Origin of the sequence: Arthrobacter cavernae (genome assembly GCF_017368795.1) — a bacterium.
Lineage (GTDB): Bacteria > Actinomycetota > Actinomycetes > Actinomycetales > Micrococcaceae > Arthrobacter > Arthrobacter cavernae.
This window is the reverse complement of record NZ_JAFNLL010000002.1, coordinates 233,813-248,685: the sequence shown is the minus strand read 5'-3', so window position 1 is coordinate 248,685 and position 14,873 is coordinate 233,813. Positions and strand designations below refer to the sequence as shown.

The window sequence follows — 14,873 nt, the reverse complement described above, 5'->3', positions numbered from 1 at the left end:
TCAGGCGGTTTTGCGCGAAGACGTCATGAGTTTCATGAGGCTTTCCTGGCTTGCTTCGTTCTTGTTCAGGACACCGGTGATGGCGCCTTCGAAGATCGTGTAGATACGGTCGGACAGGCCCAGGAGCTCAGGCAGCTCCGAGGAAATGACGATCACTCCCTTGCCCTGGTTCGCCAGCTGCTGGATGATGCCGTAGATCTCGTACTTGGCGCCGACGTCGATGCCGCGCGTCGGCTCATCCAGGATCAGCAGCTCGGGATCCGTGAACATCCACTTCGCCAACACCACTTTCTGCTGGTTGCCGCCGGAGAGCTTGGCCACGCCTTCATTCACCGAGGGGGTCTTGGTGCGCAGGGACTTGCGGTAGTCCTCGGCGACCGCGTATTCCTTATTCGCGTCCACGACGATGCCGCGGCTGATCTTGCGCAGATTCGCGGAGACGGTGGTGGTCTTGATGTCGTCCAGGAGGTTCAAGCCAAGGGTCTTGCGGTCTTCCGTGACGTAGCCGAGGCCAGCGTCGATGGCTTGCCGGACGCTGCGCATGTGGACCTCCTTGCCGTCCACGTAGACGTGGCCCGAAATGAACCGGCCATAGGAGTGGCCGAACACGGACCGGGCAAGTTCTGTGCGGCCGGCGCCCATGAGCCCGGCGAATCCGACGATCTCGCCACGGCGGACATGGAAGTTCGAACCCTTGCAGACCAGACGGTCCTGGACCTGCGGGTGGCCCACCGTCCAGTCCTTGACCTCGAAGAAGACATCGCCGATCGTCGGCGCGTGGTCGGGGAAGCGGGACTCCAGGGTCCGGCCCACCATGCCCTTGATGATCCGGTCCTCGTCCACGCCGTCGGCCTTCACGTTCAGCGTCTCGATCGACTTGCCGTCGCGGATGATGGTGATCTCGTCCGCGATCTGCTCGATCTCGTTGAGCTTGTGGGAAATGATGATTGAGGTGACGCCCTTGCCCTTGAGGCCCAGGATGAGGTCCAGGAGGTGCTGGGAATCGGACTCGTTCAGGGCTGCCGTGGGCTCGTCCAGGATCAGCAGCTTCACTGACTTGTTCAGGGCCTTGGCGATCTCCACAAGCTGCTGCTTGCCGACGCCGATTTCCTTGATGGGGGTGTCCGGGTCTTCACGGAGGCCCACCCGGGCCAGGAGCTCGAGGGAGCGCCGGCGGGCCTCGGCCCAGTCGATCACGCCGCGGCGGGTGGGCTCATTGCCCAAGAAGATGTTCTCCGTGATGGAGAGCTCCGGGATCAGCGCAAGTTCCTGGTGGATGATCACGATGCCTGCGGCTTCGCTGGCCCGGATGTCCTTGAACTGTTGGACCTCGGCCTGGTAGACGATGTCCCCGGAGTAGCTGCCGAACGGGTAAACGCCGGAAAGGACCTTCATCAGGGTGGACTTGCCGGCTCCGTTTTCGCCGCAGATGGCGTGGATCTCGCCTGCCTTGACGCGAAGGCTCACGTTGGACAGCGCCTTTACCCCGGGGAATTCCTTGGTGATGGACTGCATCTCCAGGATGACCGGTTCACTTTGCGTTTCGAGGGTCGCCATGAGCCCTTACGCCTCCAATGCATGACTTCGTTGTCGCCCCGCAAACCGCGGGGCTGTCTGATCAAAAAGTAAACTGGATCACTGGTCTTGTCGTCAAGACTTGAACGCAAGAAGTGATCGACAATTTTTGTCAGATGCTTGTAATCCCGGCGTGCTGGAACACCAGGGCGGCGGCGCCCAGCGCCTCGGCGCGGGCGCCCAGGGAGGACATCGCGAGGTGTGTCGTCTCGCCCACCACGGGCACTGCGTGGCGCACCAGGCCGCGCCTGATGGGGTCCAGGAGCAGGTCCCCAAGCCCGGCCAGCGGGCCGCCCACCACGATCACTTCGGGGTTGATCAGATTCGCCACATTGCCCAGCGCGCGGCCGACGGCGAGGCCGGCGTCGTCCACGATCCGCTGGGTCGCGTTGTCCCCGGCGAGGCAGTTGCGCACGATGTCCTGGGGCGTCAGCGGCCGTTCCCGGCCCCGTCCCAGGAGCTCGATCATGGTGGTAGTGGAGGCGATGGTTTCCAGGCAGCCGCGGTTGCCGCAGCGGCAGATGAGCCCGTGTTCGTGGATGGTGGCGTGGCCGATTTCGCCGGTGATTCCCACGTTCCCGTAGTACGGTGCGCCGTTGAGGATCAGGCCGGCGCCGATGCCCGAGCCGATCTTGAGGAACATCAGGTTGGCGACGCCGCTGTGCGGCCCCCAGGTGACCTCGGACAGAGCGCCAAGATTGGCGTCGTTGTCAACAAAGACGGGGAATTGGAAGGCTTCCTCGAGCCGGTGGAGAATGTCGATCCCCACCCACTCCGGCAGGATCGCCCCCTGTGCCACGGTTCCGGTGCGCCGGTCAATGGGGCCTGGGATGCCTGCTCCCGCGCCCACCACCGCGCGCCGTTCCACCCCGCTTTCGCTGAGCAGTTTTTCCAGCAGCCCGACGGCGGCCGCGATGCCTTCTTCCGCGTGGTGGCCCAGGGGGAGCTCGATGGATTCCTCGGCGATGACGTTGTAGCCCAACGACGCCAGCACTACCCGCAGGTGGCGTCGGCCAAAGTCGATCCCGACGGCGACCGCGCCGTGGCTGTTGAGCCTCACGCTGAGCGCCCGGCGGCCGGAGCTCGTGATGGGTTCCGTGGAGACGAGCCCCGCGTCCTGCATGATCTTTACGATGTTCGAGACCGTGGCCGTGGACAGGCCGGTCTGCCGGGAGAGTTCGGCCTGGGTGGATGGCCCAGTCAGGAGGCACTCGATGATGCGCTGCTGGTTGAGGTGGCGCAGGGCTGACTGTGAGCCTGGCTTCTTGGGTGGGCTCTCCGTTGAGCGCTGCATTGAAGGCATGACAAGAAGCGTGCCGCAAAGCCCGGTTGTAGTCAAGAAATTAACACAAGACTCCGCTTGGTCGCCCCCACTACAAAAGCGCCACCGCATCAGGCTCCGCCACGGGCGATACGTCCCGAAGCGGCACATGACAGGTCTATTTGCCCCGCGCCGGCCGAAGAGCGGCTGGCTACGCTGGAAGAAAGAACAGTCCCGGGATGCGTGAATCTCGGGGGAAAAGGCGCTATCAAGGTGGTAACGATGCTGCTAGCCGTCCTGCAGGCCAACGCCGCAGTCCTGGACGTTGATGCCAATCTGCGGACGATCGACGCTGCAGCCCAACGCGCAGCCCAGACGGGCGCCGAACTCCTGCTGACCCCAGAGCTGTTCCCGGTGGGATATGCCCCGCTCAGGCTCCGTGCCGAGCTCGATCCGTCCACGCTCCCCGGCATCCGGGAGCGCCTTGCGCAGATCGCCCGCACGCATGGAATCGGGCTCGTCTACAGTCTTCCGGCCGTTGACCTGGACGGCAGCTGGCACATCACTGCCACGCTTCTGGACGCGCACGGCACGGTACTGCTGGACTACGCCAAGGTGCACCTTTTTGGCGGGGAGGAACGCAAGGCGTTTTCGGCCGCCCAAGCAGCCCCCGGCGTCGTGGATTTCAACGGCATCCGGACGTCCCTGCTGATCTGTTACGACGTCGAGTTCCCCGAGGCGGTGCGTGCCGCGGCCACCCGCGGGGCTGAGCTGCTGCTGGTGCCCACGGCGTTGTCCGCCGGCTTCGACGCCGTGCCGCAGGTGCTGGTCCGTGCCAGGGCGCTCGAGAGCCAGCTGAACGTTGCGTACGCCAACCACAGCGGGCACGAGGACGTCTACGACTTCCTCGGCGGCAGCGTCATCGCCGGGCCGGACGGCTCCCTGCTGGCCGCCGCCGGAGATTCTGCGGCGCTGCTGTTCGCCGAGATCTCCACGGAGAGCGTTCGCGCCGCCCGGGAAGAGGTCCCGTACCTTCGCGAACGCCGCCCCGAGCTCTACAGCAGCTGGGACGCCTAAGCCTCCGGCGCCCGCAGCAGTTCCTCTGTGTACTGCAGGGCGATCCACAGCTCGGCGCGTACCTGCGCCTGGTTCAGGTCCATGTCCAGGAGCTCGGCCAGGACGCCGATCTGGCGGCGCACGCTGTTGCGGTGCAGCCCCAGCAGCTTGGCGGAGCCGTCCCAGCTGCCGTTTTCGCCGAGCCAGCCGCGCAGCACCGCCAGGAGCGGATCGCGCCGCTCCGGCTCCAGCGCCAGCACGGGCTGCAGCAGCCGTTCCGCCAGCATGGTTCCGGCCTCGCGTCCCAGCAGCCCCGCGACGGACCAGGTGACGTCATCAACCCTGGCGCTCCTGCCGCTGGACTGCACCCTGGCCCGCAGGGAGGTGGCCCTCTGGTAGGCGGCCGCGAGGCCCGTGAGCTCGGTGGGCTCGCCGATCACCAGGCGCCAGCCCAGCTTTTCGACGTCCGCCAGCAGCGCGTCATCCACCTTGAGCCGCGTGACGGCGGCAAAACCGTAGTCCGTGATCTCCACGAGTTTCGTATCGAACATCCGCCGCCACTGCAGCAGTTCCCGCACGGGGCTGTCACCGGCGGGCCATTCCGGCGAATCCACTTTGACGCCCTGGACCACGCGCATGGGCGCCGAGCGGGTCGAGGAGAGGCTTTGTGCCAGCAGGTCCTTGAGGGCGTTGACATGCCGGGTGCCGCCGCTGCTGAGGCTCTCGGGATGTAGCAGCACGGCCGTGGCCAGCTGGCTGGGCGCGAGCGAGCCGCTGGTCCGTTGCCGGACCAGCAATTCCAGCAGCCCAACGGCGGACTGCACCACGTTGTTCTGTGCCGGGGTCAGCGGCGCGTCGGCCCCGAGGATCAGCGCGCCCAGATTGGCGTCCTTGGTGCTGCGCAGCGGGTGGCCGAACACCAAGGCCGAACCGGGCTGCTCGAAACCGTCCATCTCCACGCGGGGACCGCTGCCGGAGAGCAGCCGCTCCAGCATGGGCGCCAGCAAGGAATGCTCGACGCCGGTGCTGCCGCCGGGGGTGTGCCCGCGCGCCCGGACCCTGCCGTCCGCGCCGACCAGCAGGGCCCACACGGGCGCCCGCTGGACCAGCGCGGCCAGCAGTTCGTGCTCCGGCCTGGGGGAGAGGACCGCGCGCATGAGCTGCCGGTTGGTGTCGGCGAGCTGGCGGAAAACCTTGGCATTGTCCGATTCCAGGAGCTGGGAGAACTCCAGCCCGATCGCGGCGAACGGGATCGACTCCGGGACCTCCAGCAGGGTCAGATTGTGCCGCCGGCACGCCGCGAGCAGCTCCCGCGGGACGGCGTCGAAATACGGCCTGATGCCGAAGCCCAGCGCCGCCACCTTGGCGCCCACGAGCCGCCGCACATAGGCGTCCACGTTTTTGCGGGAACCGCCGTCGCCCAGGAAAGGCAAACCGGCGGTCAGCAGGAACTCGCCCTCCGGCAGGTACGGGGTGGGGTCATCCAGCTCGCTAGGCTCCACCCAGCGCAGCAGCTCGGCGCCGCTGCCGCCGTCGTGAAGCATCTTCAACTCCGGCGGCAGCTGCTCCAGGAACTGCTCAAGAGTGACAAAGCTCAGGCGCGAGGCGGCAGGTTCAGGCGACATGGCTCGTCTGCTCTCCGCCGGCCGGCTCCTGGTAATCCGGGCATTCGTAGGCACTGCTCTGGTACACGCGGGGCAGCCGAGGCGCGATCCGGTTGATGATTTCGTCACCGGGGCTGCCGATGGCGGCGCCCCAGTCGTCGGCGCTCGCGGCCCCGGCGGCGGGATAGCCAAAGAGCACGGCGGTATCGCCTACGCCGATTCCCGCAGCGTCGGGTCCCAGGTCCACCATGAACTGGTCCATGCACACCTTGCCGATCACGGGGACCTGCCGGCCGGCGATCTGCACCAGGCTGCGTCCGCTGATGCCCTTGGGGATGCCGTCCGCGTAGCCCAGGGGGATGAGCCCCAGGTAGCGGGGTTCGTGGGTGATGGCCTGGTGCTCGTAGCTGACGCCCGTCCCGGCGGGGACCTTCTTGACCATGACGAGCGGCGCCGTGACGCTCAGCGCCGGGCGGAGGCCGAAGTCCGCGGGATCCAGATGGTCCGCGGGTGCGAGCCCGTAGATGGCCAGGCCGGCGCGGACCATGTCGAAGTGGAACTCGGGCCGGTCCAGGATGTTGGCCGAGCTGGAAACGTGCCGCAGTTCCGGGTCCAGTCCGGCGGCGCGGGCTTCGGCCACGGCGTCCTGGAACCCGGCCACGGCCGCGGCGTTGCCGGGGTGAGCCGGGACGTCGGCCCAGGCCAGATGGGTCCAGATGCCCCGGACCGTCAGGGTCCCGTCCAGCTCCGCCTGGCGTGCCCGTGCCACGAGTTCGGCCCAGTCCTCCTTGCGCGCGCCGCCCCGGCTGAGGCCGCTGTCCAGTTCCAGATGCACGACGGCGGGGCGCCCCAGCTGCCGTGCGATGCCAGCGAGGACCTCGAGCTGCCCGACGCTTCCGAGGGAGACGTCGACGTCGTATTCGAGGGCCTCGCGGATGGTCGCGCTTGTCTGGGATGCCAGATAAAGCCACGACAGCACGGGCACCGTGATGCCCGCCTGCCGCAAGGCGATGGCCTCCGTGAGCTGGGCGGTGCCGAGCCAGTCGGCCCCTGCTGCGACTGCGGTCCGGGCCACATCAACGAGTCCGTGGCCGTAGGCGTTGCCCTTGACGACGGCCATGAAATGCGGCGCGGCAGTGCGCTTTTTCAAGGCCTTGATGTTGTCTGAAATTGCGGACAGGTCGACGTTGACCTGTCCGGAAAGGACCGCCTCGGCGGCGGTTTCGTGTTGTGCATTACGTCTCATGGTTGAACACTATAGGTCATTTTGCACCTCCCTGAGAGCTGGCTCACATGCCTACTCTGGTGGTGGGAAAACTGACACTACTCTGAAGGGGCGTCAACGGTGACTGTGCCTGCCAACACCAAAACAAGGACCGCCGAGGCTGCTGCCCGGCCCGGTCTCGGCGCGCAGCTGCTGCGCCGCAAGCCCATCGGCCAGATGGTCAGCGAGGCGGGAAGCAGCGAGGGCGGCACGCCCCTGGTCCGCAGCTTCGGCGTCCTGCAGCTGACCATGATCAGCGTGGGTGCCACGCTGGGCACCGGCATCCTCGTGATCCTGGGCGAATCCGTTCCGCTGGCGGGCCCCGCCATTTGGATCTCCTTTGTGATCGCAGGCCTTGCCGCCCTGCTCTCTGCCGTGTCCTACGCCGAAATGGCCGGCCTCGTGCCGGTGGCCGGATCCAGCTACTCCTATGCCTACGCCACCATGGGCGAGGGCATGGCCTGGATCTGCGGCTGGTGCCTCGTCCTGGAATACGCGGTCTCCGTCGCTGCGGTTGCCGTGGGTGCCGGCCAGTATGTCAACGAGACTTTGGCGGCCTTCGGCCAGTTCCTCCCGGAGGCCATGTCCCAGCCGCCGGGTGACGGCGGAGTGGTCAACATCCCGGCCATGGTGATCGTGGTGCTGGCCATGGTCCTGCTGGTCCGCGGCGCCCGGGAGAGCGCGTGGATCAACACGGCGATCGTCGTCATCAAGGTGGGCATCCTGCTCTTCTTCTGCGCCGTGGCCTTCAGCGCCTTCAACGCCGGCAACTTTGCGCCGCTCCTGCCCATGGGCGCAGCCGGCGTGTCTGCTGCCGCTTCGAGTGTCTTCTTCTCCTACATCGGCTTTGACGCAGCCTCCACGGCAGGTGAGGAAGCCAAGAACCCCAAGCGCGACCTGCCCAGGGCCATCATGCTCTCCATGGTGATCGTCACCAGCATCTACGTGCTGGTTGCCGTCGCCGCCATTGGGGCCCGTCCGTGGGGTTGGTTCGACGGTACTGAAGCAGCCCTGGTGCAGATCCTGCACGAGGTCACCGGGCAGCCCTGGATCGCCCTGGTCTTTTCCGCCGGCGCCGTGCTTGCCATTGCGAGCATCGTGCTGACTGTTCTTTACGGCCAGACGCGCATCCTGCTCTCGATGTCCCGCGATGGCATGGTGCCCAGGATCTTCGGCCGCGTCTCCCGCCGCACCGGCACCCCGGTGGCCGGAACGCTCATCGTGGGTACCGCCGTCGCACTCACCGCCGGGCTGGTCCCGCTGGGAGCGCTGGCGGACGCCACCAGCATCGGCACGCTCTTCGCCTTCGCCTTGGTGAACGTGGCGGTCATCTACCTGCGGCGCAACCGGCCGGAGCTCAAGCGCAGTTTCCGCGTCCCGCTGTACCCGCTGACCCCGGTCCTCGGCACTCTGATGTGTGCCTACCTCATGGCCAACCTCGGCGCCGATACCTGGGTGGTGTTCGGCGGCTGGATGCTCGTGGGAGTCGCCCTCTACTTCGGCTACGGACGCCGGAACTCGAAGGTAGCCGCGCTCAGCGAGCAGGACTACCGTGAACTATCCACCAGGGCCTCAAACCCGGAACCTGTGAAGGCAGAACTTTCATGACCATCGCCACCGAATTGCCCGCCGAGCTCGCTCCCGGGACGGCCGAGGCGCCCATCACCATGCTGAACCCGGACTTCCCCTTCAGCTACGACCACTACCTGGCGCACCCGGACGGCCTCGGCACGGTTCCGCCGGAGCTGTACGGCACGGAGGTGGCAGTGATCGGTGCCGGCCTCTCCGGACTCGTCACGGCGTACGAGCTCATGAAGCTCGGCCTGAAGCCTGTGGTCTACGAGGCCGACCAGGTCGGCGGCCGGCTCCGGACAGCCAGCTTCCCCTCGGCGCCCGGCGTGGTGGCGGACCTCGGCGGCATGCGCTTCCCGGTCTCGGGCAAGGCGTTCTACCACTACGTGGACCTCCTGGGCCTGGACACCCAGGACTTCCCCAATCCGCTCGCTCCGGCAACCTCCAGCACGGTGATCGAGTTGGCCGGCAAGAAGCACTATGCCGCCACCCCGGACGAGCTCCCGGAGTTCTTCCACGAGGTCGCGGCCGCGTGGAAAGCAGCCGTCAACGACGGCGCGGCCTTCAGCGAGATGCAGGAAGCCATCCGGGCCCGGGACACCTCCCGGATCAAGGAGCTCTGGAACGGCCTGCTCCCGCAGCTGGACGAGCAGACCTTCTACGGCTTCATCGCCGCCAGCACATCCTTCAAGGAGGCAGGCTTCGCCCACCGCGAGGCCTTCGGCCAGGTCGGCTTCGGCACCGGCGGCTGGGACACCGACTTCCCCAACTCCATCCTGGAGATCCTGCGCGTGGTCTACACGGATGCCGATGACCAGCACCGGCTCGTCACCGGGGGAGCGCAGCGGCTGCCGGAAGCGCTCTGGAACCACGCGCCGTCGGGCATGGCCCACTGGCCCGGGGGAACCTCCCTGGCCTCCCTGCACTCCGGTTCCCCGCGCGGCGCCGTGGACAGCATCAGCCGCGCGGGCAGCGGAGACCTCTTGGTGCGCGAGCGCTGGGGCCGCGAAGCCGCGTACCGGGCCGTGGTGACCACCTGCCAGTCGTGGCTGCTGTCCACCCGCATCCACACCGAGGAATCGCTGTTCCCCTCGGAGCTGTGGACGGCGATTGAGCGCTCGCACTACATGCAGTCGTCCAAGACCTTCGTGATGGTGGACCGGCCGTTCTGGAAGGACATCGACCCAGAAACGGGCCGGGAAGTGCTGTCCATGACGCTGACGGACCGGCTCAACCGGGCGACGTACCTGCTCGACGACGGCCCGGACAAGCCCGCCGTGATCCTCTTGTCCTACACGTGGAACGACGACGCCCTGAAGTGGCTCGCGCTGAGTGCCGAGGAGCGCGTCAAGCTCATGCTGCACTCACTGGAGCAGATCTACCCGGGTGTGGACATCGCCAGCCACATCGTGGGCCAGCCGATCACGGTGTCCTGGGAGGCCGACCCCAACTTCATGGGCGCGTTCAAGGCAAACCTGCCGGGGCACTACCGCTACCAGCAGCGCCTGTTCACCCACTTCAAGCAGGACAAGCTGCCGGAGAGCCAGCGCGGCATCTTCCTAGCGGGCGACGACGTCTCATTCACCGCAGGCTGGGCCGAGGGCGCCGTCACCACGGGCCTGAACGCCGTCTGGGGCGTGGTGAACCACCTCGGCGGAGCCTCGCGGCCCGGCAACCCCGGCCCCGGCGATCTGCTCGACGAGCTGGGACCGATCAGCCTGGACTGACCCGGCCCAAGCGTTGCGGGCCCCGCATTGTGATTACTGGGCCAGTTCTGCGTGCATCTCCCGGTGCGCCGCGGCGAGCTCCTGGTAGTGCGCCGCGTTGCGCAGCACGCCCTGGAACTCTTCCTCGCTGAGCTCCCGCCGGACCTTGGCGGGGACACCGGCCACCAGGGATCGCGGCGGGATGACTGTGCCTTCGAGGACCACGGCGCCCGCCGCCACGAGTGAGCCGGTGCCGATCACGGCGCCGTTGAGGATGGTGGCGCTCATGCCGATGAGGCAGTCGTCCTCCACCGTGCAGCCGTGCACGACGGCGGCGTGCCCCACGCTGACGCGCTCGCCGACGGTGCACGGGAAGCCGGGATCGGCATGCAGGACCACGTTGTCCTGCAGGTTCGAACCGGCGCCGACGCTGATGGCAGCGGTGTCCGCGCGCACGGAAACGCCGTAGAAGGCGCTGGAGTTTTCGCCCAGGCTGGCCTTGCCGATGATCGACGCGGTGGGTGCCACGAAGGCGGAGTCATGGATGGCCGGGGTGTCCCCGGCGAAGGTGTAAGAGGGAGCCATGGGGCAAGCCTAGATCACGGCGTCCGCCCCACCCATCCCATCCAAGTCGCATTTGTTGTGGTTCAGACGGACGGTGTCCGCAGCACCAGGAACTGGTAGTGCTGCACCCATTGCCCGGCGCCCGGGCCGGACTCGACGCCGAAGCCTTCCGGCCAGGTCCGGAAGTGTTCCACGGTGCCGTGCTCGCCAAAGATCCTCTGCACAGTCTCGTCGCTGCGCCGGCTGAAGAACCGCCGGGGTTCATCCTGGTCCTCCGGGTTGAGGACCTCTTCATCGTCTCCTGACCAGAGCCCGACGGCGATTGGCGCGCCGGGCGCGCTGACCCGCACGAGTTCGCCGGCGACGTCGTGGATTCTGCTGTTGGGGACATGCAGAAGGGTGCTCATCGTCCACACCGCCGGGAAGGCGCCGTCGGGAAACGGCAGGCTGCGGCCGCTGGCGACTGTGGCGTCGAGTCCGTTGCCACGGGCCACGTGGATGCTTTCCTCGGACAGGTCCACGCCGGTGTAGTGCAGTCCCGCCCGGACGAACTCCAAACCCTCGACGCCGGTGCCGCAGCCAAGTTCGAACACCGAATGCCTGTGCTCGTCCTTCAGCAGGCGGATGAACCACTCGCGGCATTCGACCCGGTGCGGCGTCAGGGAACGCGTGTTCCGGATGGGTGCCTGGCGATCGTAAAACGCCGCGAGGTCCGCCTCATGGTCGGCCGGTTCAGGGATGCCCTGCATGGGACCAGCTTAGGAGGGCAGTTAGTTGAACACCACGGTCCGGGAGCCGTCCAGCAGCACACGGTGCTCGGCGTGCCACTGCACGGCCTGGGCCAGTGTGCGGCCTTCCACGTCGCGGCCCATCTGCACAAACTGCTCGGCCGTGCGGGCGTGGTCCACGCGGATGACTTCCTGCTCAATGATGGGACCCTCGTCCAGGTCCGCGGTCACGTAGTGTGCCGTGGCGCCGATGATCTTCACGCCGCGGGCGTGTGCCTGATGGTACGGCTTGGCGCCCTTGAAGGAGGGCAGGAAGGAGTGGTGGATGTTGATGGCCCTGCCGTTGAGCTCCGTGCAGAGTTCGTCGGAGAGCACCTGCATGTAGCGGGCCAAGACAGTCAGTTCGATGTCATGCTCGGCGATGAGCTTCAGGAGCGCGGCCTCGGCCTGGGGCTTGGTGTCCGGGGTGACGGGAATGTGGTGGAACGGGATGCCGTAGAACTCGGCAAGGCCCTCAAGGTCGCGGTGGTTGGAGACGATGGCCGGGACCTCGATGGGAAGGGTGCCGGTGCGCTGCTGGAACAGGAGGTCGTTCAGGCAGTGCGCGTCCTTGGAACCCAGGATCAGGGTACGGACCTTCCGGCCCACCGGGCTGATCTGCCAGGTCATGCCGAAGGCTTCGGCCACGGGTGCCAGGGAAGCGCTCAGTTCGGCCTGGCTGGACGACGTGGTGGCTTCGACGCGCATGAAGAAGTTGCCGGTGCTGGGGCTGCCGTATTGCTGCGAGTCGGCGATGTTGCATCCGGCCTCCAGCAGGGCTCCGGCCACGGCGTGGACGATTCCGGGGCGGTCCGGGCAGGACAGTGTTACGACAAAAGCGGCAGGCAGGGTGGAGTCAGTCACACAGTCAAGCCTACCCGTGCTCCCTTGTTGTACTGTTTAAGGCGTCGCAACTGGCGTTGGGTGGTGTACCACCAGGGAGCGGCAATCATGAAGACCACGGATCGTACGCCTGGGCCGAGGGTCACGTTTTACCGGTGCCATCCCTCGTAATGAGAGGGACGCGGGATTACCCCTGCCGGTAGCCTGACCTGTAGCAGTTCCCCGTTGCCTAGCCAGGAGTTCTTCGTGACTACTACCACCTCCGCGACCATCAGCAACCAGTCGCTTGCCGAGATTGACCCCGAGATCGCCGCGGTCCTTGACCAGGAACTTGGCCGCCAGCGCGGCACCCTGGAAATGATCGCCTCCGAAAACTTCGCCCCCCGCGCCGTCATGGAAGCCCAGGGCTCCGTGCTGACCAACAAGTACGCCGAGGGCTACCCGGGCCGCCGCTACTACGGCGGCTGTGAATACGTCGACATCGCCGAGCAGCTCGCGATCGACCGCGTCAAGGCCCTCTTCGGCGCCGAGTACGCCAACGTCCAGCCGCACTCCGGTGCCCAGGCCAACGCCGCGGCACTGTCCGCCATGATCACCCCCGGTGACAAGATCCTGGGCCTGTCCCTGGCCCACGGCGGACACCTGACCCACGGCATGAAGCTGAACTTCTCCGGCAAGCTCTACAACGTTGCCGCCTACCAGGTCGAAGAAGACACCTTCCGCATCGACATGGACAAGCTGCGCGAGCAGGCCATCGCCGAGAAGCCGCAGGTCATCATCGCCGGCTGGTCCGCCTACCCGCGCCACCTCGACTTCGCAGCCTTCCGCTCCATCGCGGACGAGGTCGGCGCCCTGCTCTGGACGGACATGGCACACTTCGCCGGTCTGGTGGCAGCAGGCCTGCACCCGAGCCCGGTCCCGTACTCCGACGTCGTGACCTCCACCGTGCACAAGACCCTGTCCGGCCCGCGCTCCGGTGTGATCCTGGCCAAGCAGGAGTGGGCCAAGAAGCTCAACTCCAGCGTCTTCCCGGGCCAGCAGGGCGGCCCGCTCATGCACGTCATCGCGGCCAAGGCCGTGGCCTTCAAGATCGCCGCCGGCGAGGAATTCAAGGAGCGCCAGGAGCGCGTCCTCGAAGGCGCCAAGATCATCGCCGACCGCCTCAACCAGTCCGACGTCGCCGACGCCGGCGTCTCGGTCCTGACGGGCGGCACGGATGTCCACCTGGTGCTCGTGGACCTGCGCAACTCGCAGCTGGACGGCCAGCAGGCAGAAGACCTCCTGCACTCCGTGGGCATCACCGTCAACCGCAACGCCGTGCCGTTCGACCCGCGCCCGCCGATGGTCACCTCCGGCCTGCGCATCGGCACTCCGGCCCTGGCCACCCGTGGCTTCGGCGCGGCAGAGTTCACCGAGGTTGCGGACATCATCGCCACCGCGCTGAAGTCCGGCTCCGCCACCGACATCCAGGCCCTCCAGACCCGCGTCGACAAGCTGGCAGCCGACTTCCCGCTGTACCCGCAGCACGAGCAGTGGTAACCCGCCCCCTCGCGGAGCACTGACACGAACACCCCGGACACTGATCCGGATCAGCTGACGGGATCCGGCGCCCCACACCAGGCGGCGGATCCCGTCGGCATGAGCCCCCTCAACAGCTCACCCACCCAGAAAGAGCAGACGGAATGACACAGCCCACCGCACAGATCCTGGACGGCAAGGCCACCGCCGCAGCCATCAAGGCAGAACTGACCGAACGAGTGGCGGCCCTGAAGGCCCGAGGCGTCATCCCCGGAATCGCGACCGTGCTCGTGGGTGCGGACCCGGCCTCGCAGCTGTACGTGTCCATGAAGCACAAGCAGTCGGTGGAGATCGGGATGAATTCGATCCAGCGTGAGCTGCCCGCGGACGCCACCCAGGCCGAGGTTGAGGCCCTCATTGACGAACTCAATGCGGATCCTGGATGCCACGGGTACATTGTGCAGTTGCCGCTGCCCAAGCACATTGACACGGACGCCATCCTGGAGCGGATCGACCCCGCCAAGGACGCCGACGGCCTGCACCCGACCAACCTGGGCCGCCTTGTGCTCAACGTCAACGGACCCATCGACACGCCCCTGCCGTGCACACCCCGCGGTGTCATTGAGCTGCTGCTGCGCAACGGCTATGACCTCAAGGGCAAACACGTGGTGGTGGTCGGACGCGGCGTCACGATCGGCCGGTCCATCGGCCTGCTGCTGACCCGCCGCGAGATCAACGCCACGGTAACCCTGACTCACACGGGCACCACCAATATGTCGGAGCTGCTCCGGCAGGCCGATGTGATCGTGGGCGCGGCCGGCGTGAAGCACATCGTCAAGGCTTCGGACGTGAAGCCGGGCGCTGCATTGCTCGACGTCGGTGTCACCCGTGAGACCGACCCTGCCACGGGCAAGGGCAAGGTCCACGGCGACATCGACCCCGCCGCTGCGAAGGTGGCCGGCTGGATTTCTCCGAACCCCGGCGGCGTTGGGCCCATGACGGTGGCGCTGCTCATGACCAACGTGGTCGAAGCCGCCGAACGCCAGCTGGCCGCGCAGCACTAGTTCAGCAGGCTCTTAGCCAGGCACCGCCACGACGCCCGGCAACACCTCCCCGCATTTTCCGAGAGACCCCTCGCAGAAA

At 66.9% G+C, this 14,873-nt stretch carries 12 protein-coding genes and 1 riboswitch; of the genes, 5 read left to right on the top strand and 7 right to left on the bottom strand.

What is annotated here, in order from left to right:
- Complete coding sequence (gene mmsA, locus J1902_RS01105; RefSeq protein WP_207614341.1) at positions 1 to 1,557, bottom strand: multiple monosaccharide ABC transporter ATP-binding protein; 1,557 nt, start codon at positions 1,555 to 1,557, stop codon at positions 1 to 3.
- Between the two features lie 130 nt (positions 1,558 to 1,687).
- Positions 1,688 to 2,878 (bottom strand): ROK family transcriptional regulator, encoded by a 1,191-nt coding sequence (locus J1902_RS01100; RefSeq protein WP_207614340.1) that lies wholly within the window; start codon positions 2,876 to 2,878, stop codon positions 1,688 to 1,690.
- A gap of 240 nt (positions 2,879 to 3,118) precedes the next feature.
- Here J1902_RS01100 and J1902_RS01095 point away from each other — a divergent pair, with 240 nt between their 5' ends.
- Positions 3,119 to 3,913 (top strand): carbon-nitrogen hydrolase family protein, encoded by a 795-nt coding sequence (locus J1902_RS01095; RefSeq protein WP_207614339.1) that lies wholly within the window; start codon positions 3,119 to 3,121, stop codon positions 3,911 to 3,913.
- Here the strand turns inward: J1902_RS01095 and J1902_RS01090 are convergent.
- Complete coding sequence (locus tag J1902_RS01090; RefSeq protein WP_207614338.1) at positions 3,910 to 5,517, bottom strand: PucR family transcriptional regulator; 1,608 nt, start codon at positions 5,515 to 5,517, stop codon at positions 3,910 to 3,912. The genes J1902_RS01095 and J1902_RS01090 overlap by 4 nt on opposite strands.
- Positions 5,507 to 6,742, bottom strand: a complete 1,236-nt coding sequence (gene alr / locus J1902_RS01085) for an alanine racemase (RefSeq protein ID WP_207614337.1) — start codon at positions 6,740 to 6,742, stop codon at positions 5,507 to 5,509. Before alr ends, J1902_RS01090 begins: the two co-directional genes overlap by 11 nt.
- A gap of 195 nt (positions 6,743 to 6,937) precedes the next feature.
- Between alr and J1902_RS01080 the strand changes: the two genes are divergently transcribed.
- Complete coding sequence (locus tag J1902_RS01080) at positions 6,938 to 8,368, top strand: amino acid permease (RefSeq protein WP_242701483.1); 1,431 nt, start codon at positions 6,938 to 6,940, stop codon at positions 8,366 to 8,368.
- On the top strand, positions 8,365 to 10,059 hold the full coding sequence (locus J1902_RS01075; RefSeq protein WP_207614335.1) for a flavin monoamine oxidase family protein: 1,695 nt from the start codon (positions 8,365 to 8,367) through the stop codon (positions 10,057 to 10,059). Before J1902_RS01080 ends, J1902_RS01075 begins: the two co-directional genes overlap by 4 nt.
- A gap of 33 nt (positions 10,060 to 10,092) precedes the next feature.
- Here the strand turns inward: J1902_RS01075 and J1902_RS01070 are convergent, their stop codons facing one another.
- The 3 genes from J1902_RS01070 to purU all read right to left on the bottom strand — a co-directional run bounded on the left by J1902_RS01070 (position 10,093) and on the right by purU (position 12,233).
- Entirely contained in the window at positions 10,093 to 10,623 is a 531-nt protein-coding gene (locus J1902_RS01070) for a gamma carbonic anhydrase family protein (RefSeq protein WP_207614334.1), read from the bottom strand.
- Between the two features lie 62 nt (positions 10,624 to 10,685).
- Positions 10,686 to 11,351: a class I SAM-dependent methyltransferase gene (locus tag J1902_RS01065; RefSeq protein WP_207614333.1), complete on the bottom strand. Its 666-nt coding sequence runs from the start codon at positions 11,349 to 11,351 to the stop codon at positions 10,686 to 10,688.
- 21 nt (positions 11,352 to 11,372) lie between these two features.
- Positions 11,373 to 12,233, bottom strand: coding sequence for a formyltetrahydrofolate deformylase (gene purU / locus J1902_RS01060; protein WP_207614332.1), 861 nt, complete (start codon positions 12,231 to 12,233; stop codon positions 11,373 to 11,375).
- 36 nt (positions 12,234 to 12,269) lie between these two features.
- Positions 12,270 to 12,355: riboswitch (ZMP/ZTP riboswitch) on the top strand.
- A gap of 103 nt (positions 12,356 to 12,458) precedes the next feature.
- Between purU and glyA the strand changes: the two genes are divergently transcribed.
- Both glyA and J1902_RS01050 read left to right on the top strand, forming a co-directional pair.
- A complete protein-coding gene (glyA, locus tag J1902_RS01055) occupies positions 12,459 to 13,751 on the top strand; it encodes a serine hydroxymethyltransferase (RefSeq protein ID WP_207614331.1) in 1,293 nt (430 codons plus the stop codon).
- A gap of 143 nt (positions 13,752 to 13,894) precedes the next feature.
- Positions 13,895 to 14,794: a bifunctional methylenetetrahydrofolate dehydrogenase/methenyltetrahydrofolate cyclohydrolase gene (locus J1902_RS01050; RefSeq protein WP_207614330.1), complete on the top strand. Its 900-nt coding sequence runs from the start codon at positions 13,895 to 13,897 to the stop codon at positions 14,792 to 14,794.
- The last annotated feature ends 79 nt before the right edge of the window (positions 14,795 to 14,873 follow it).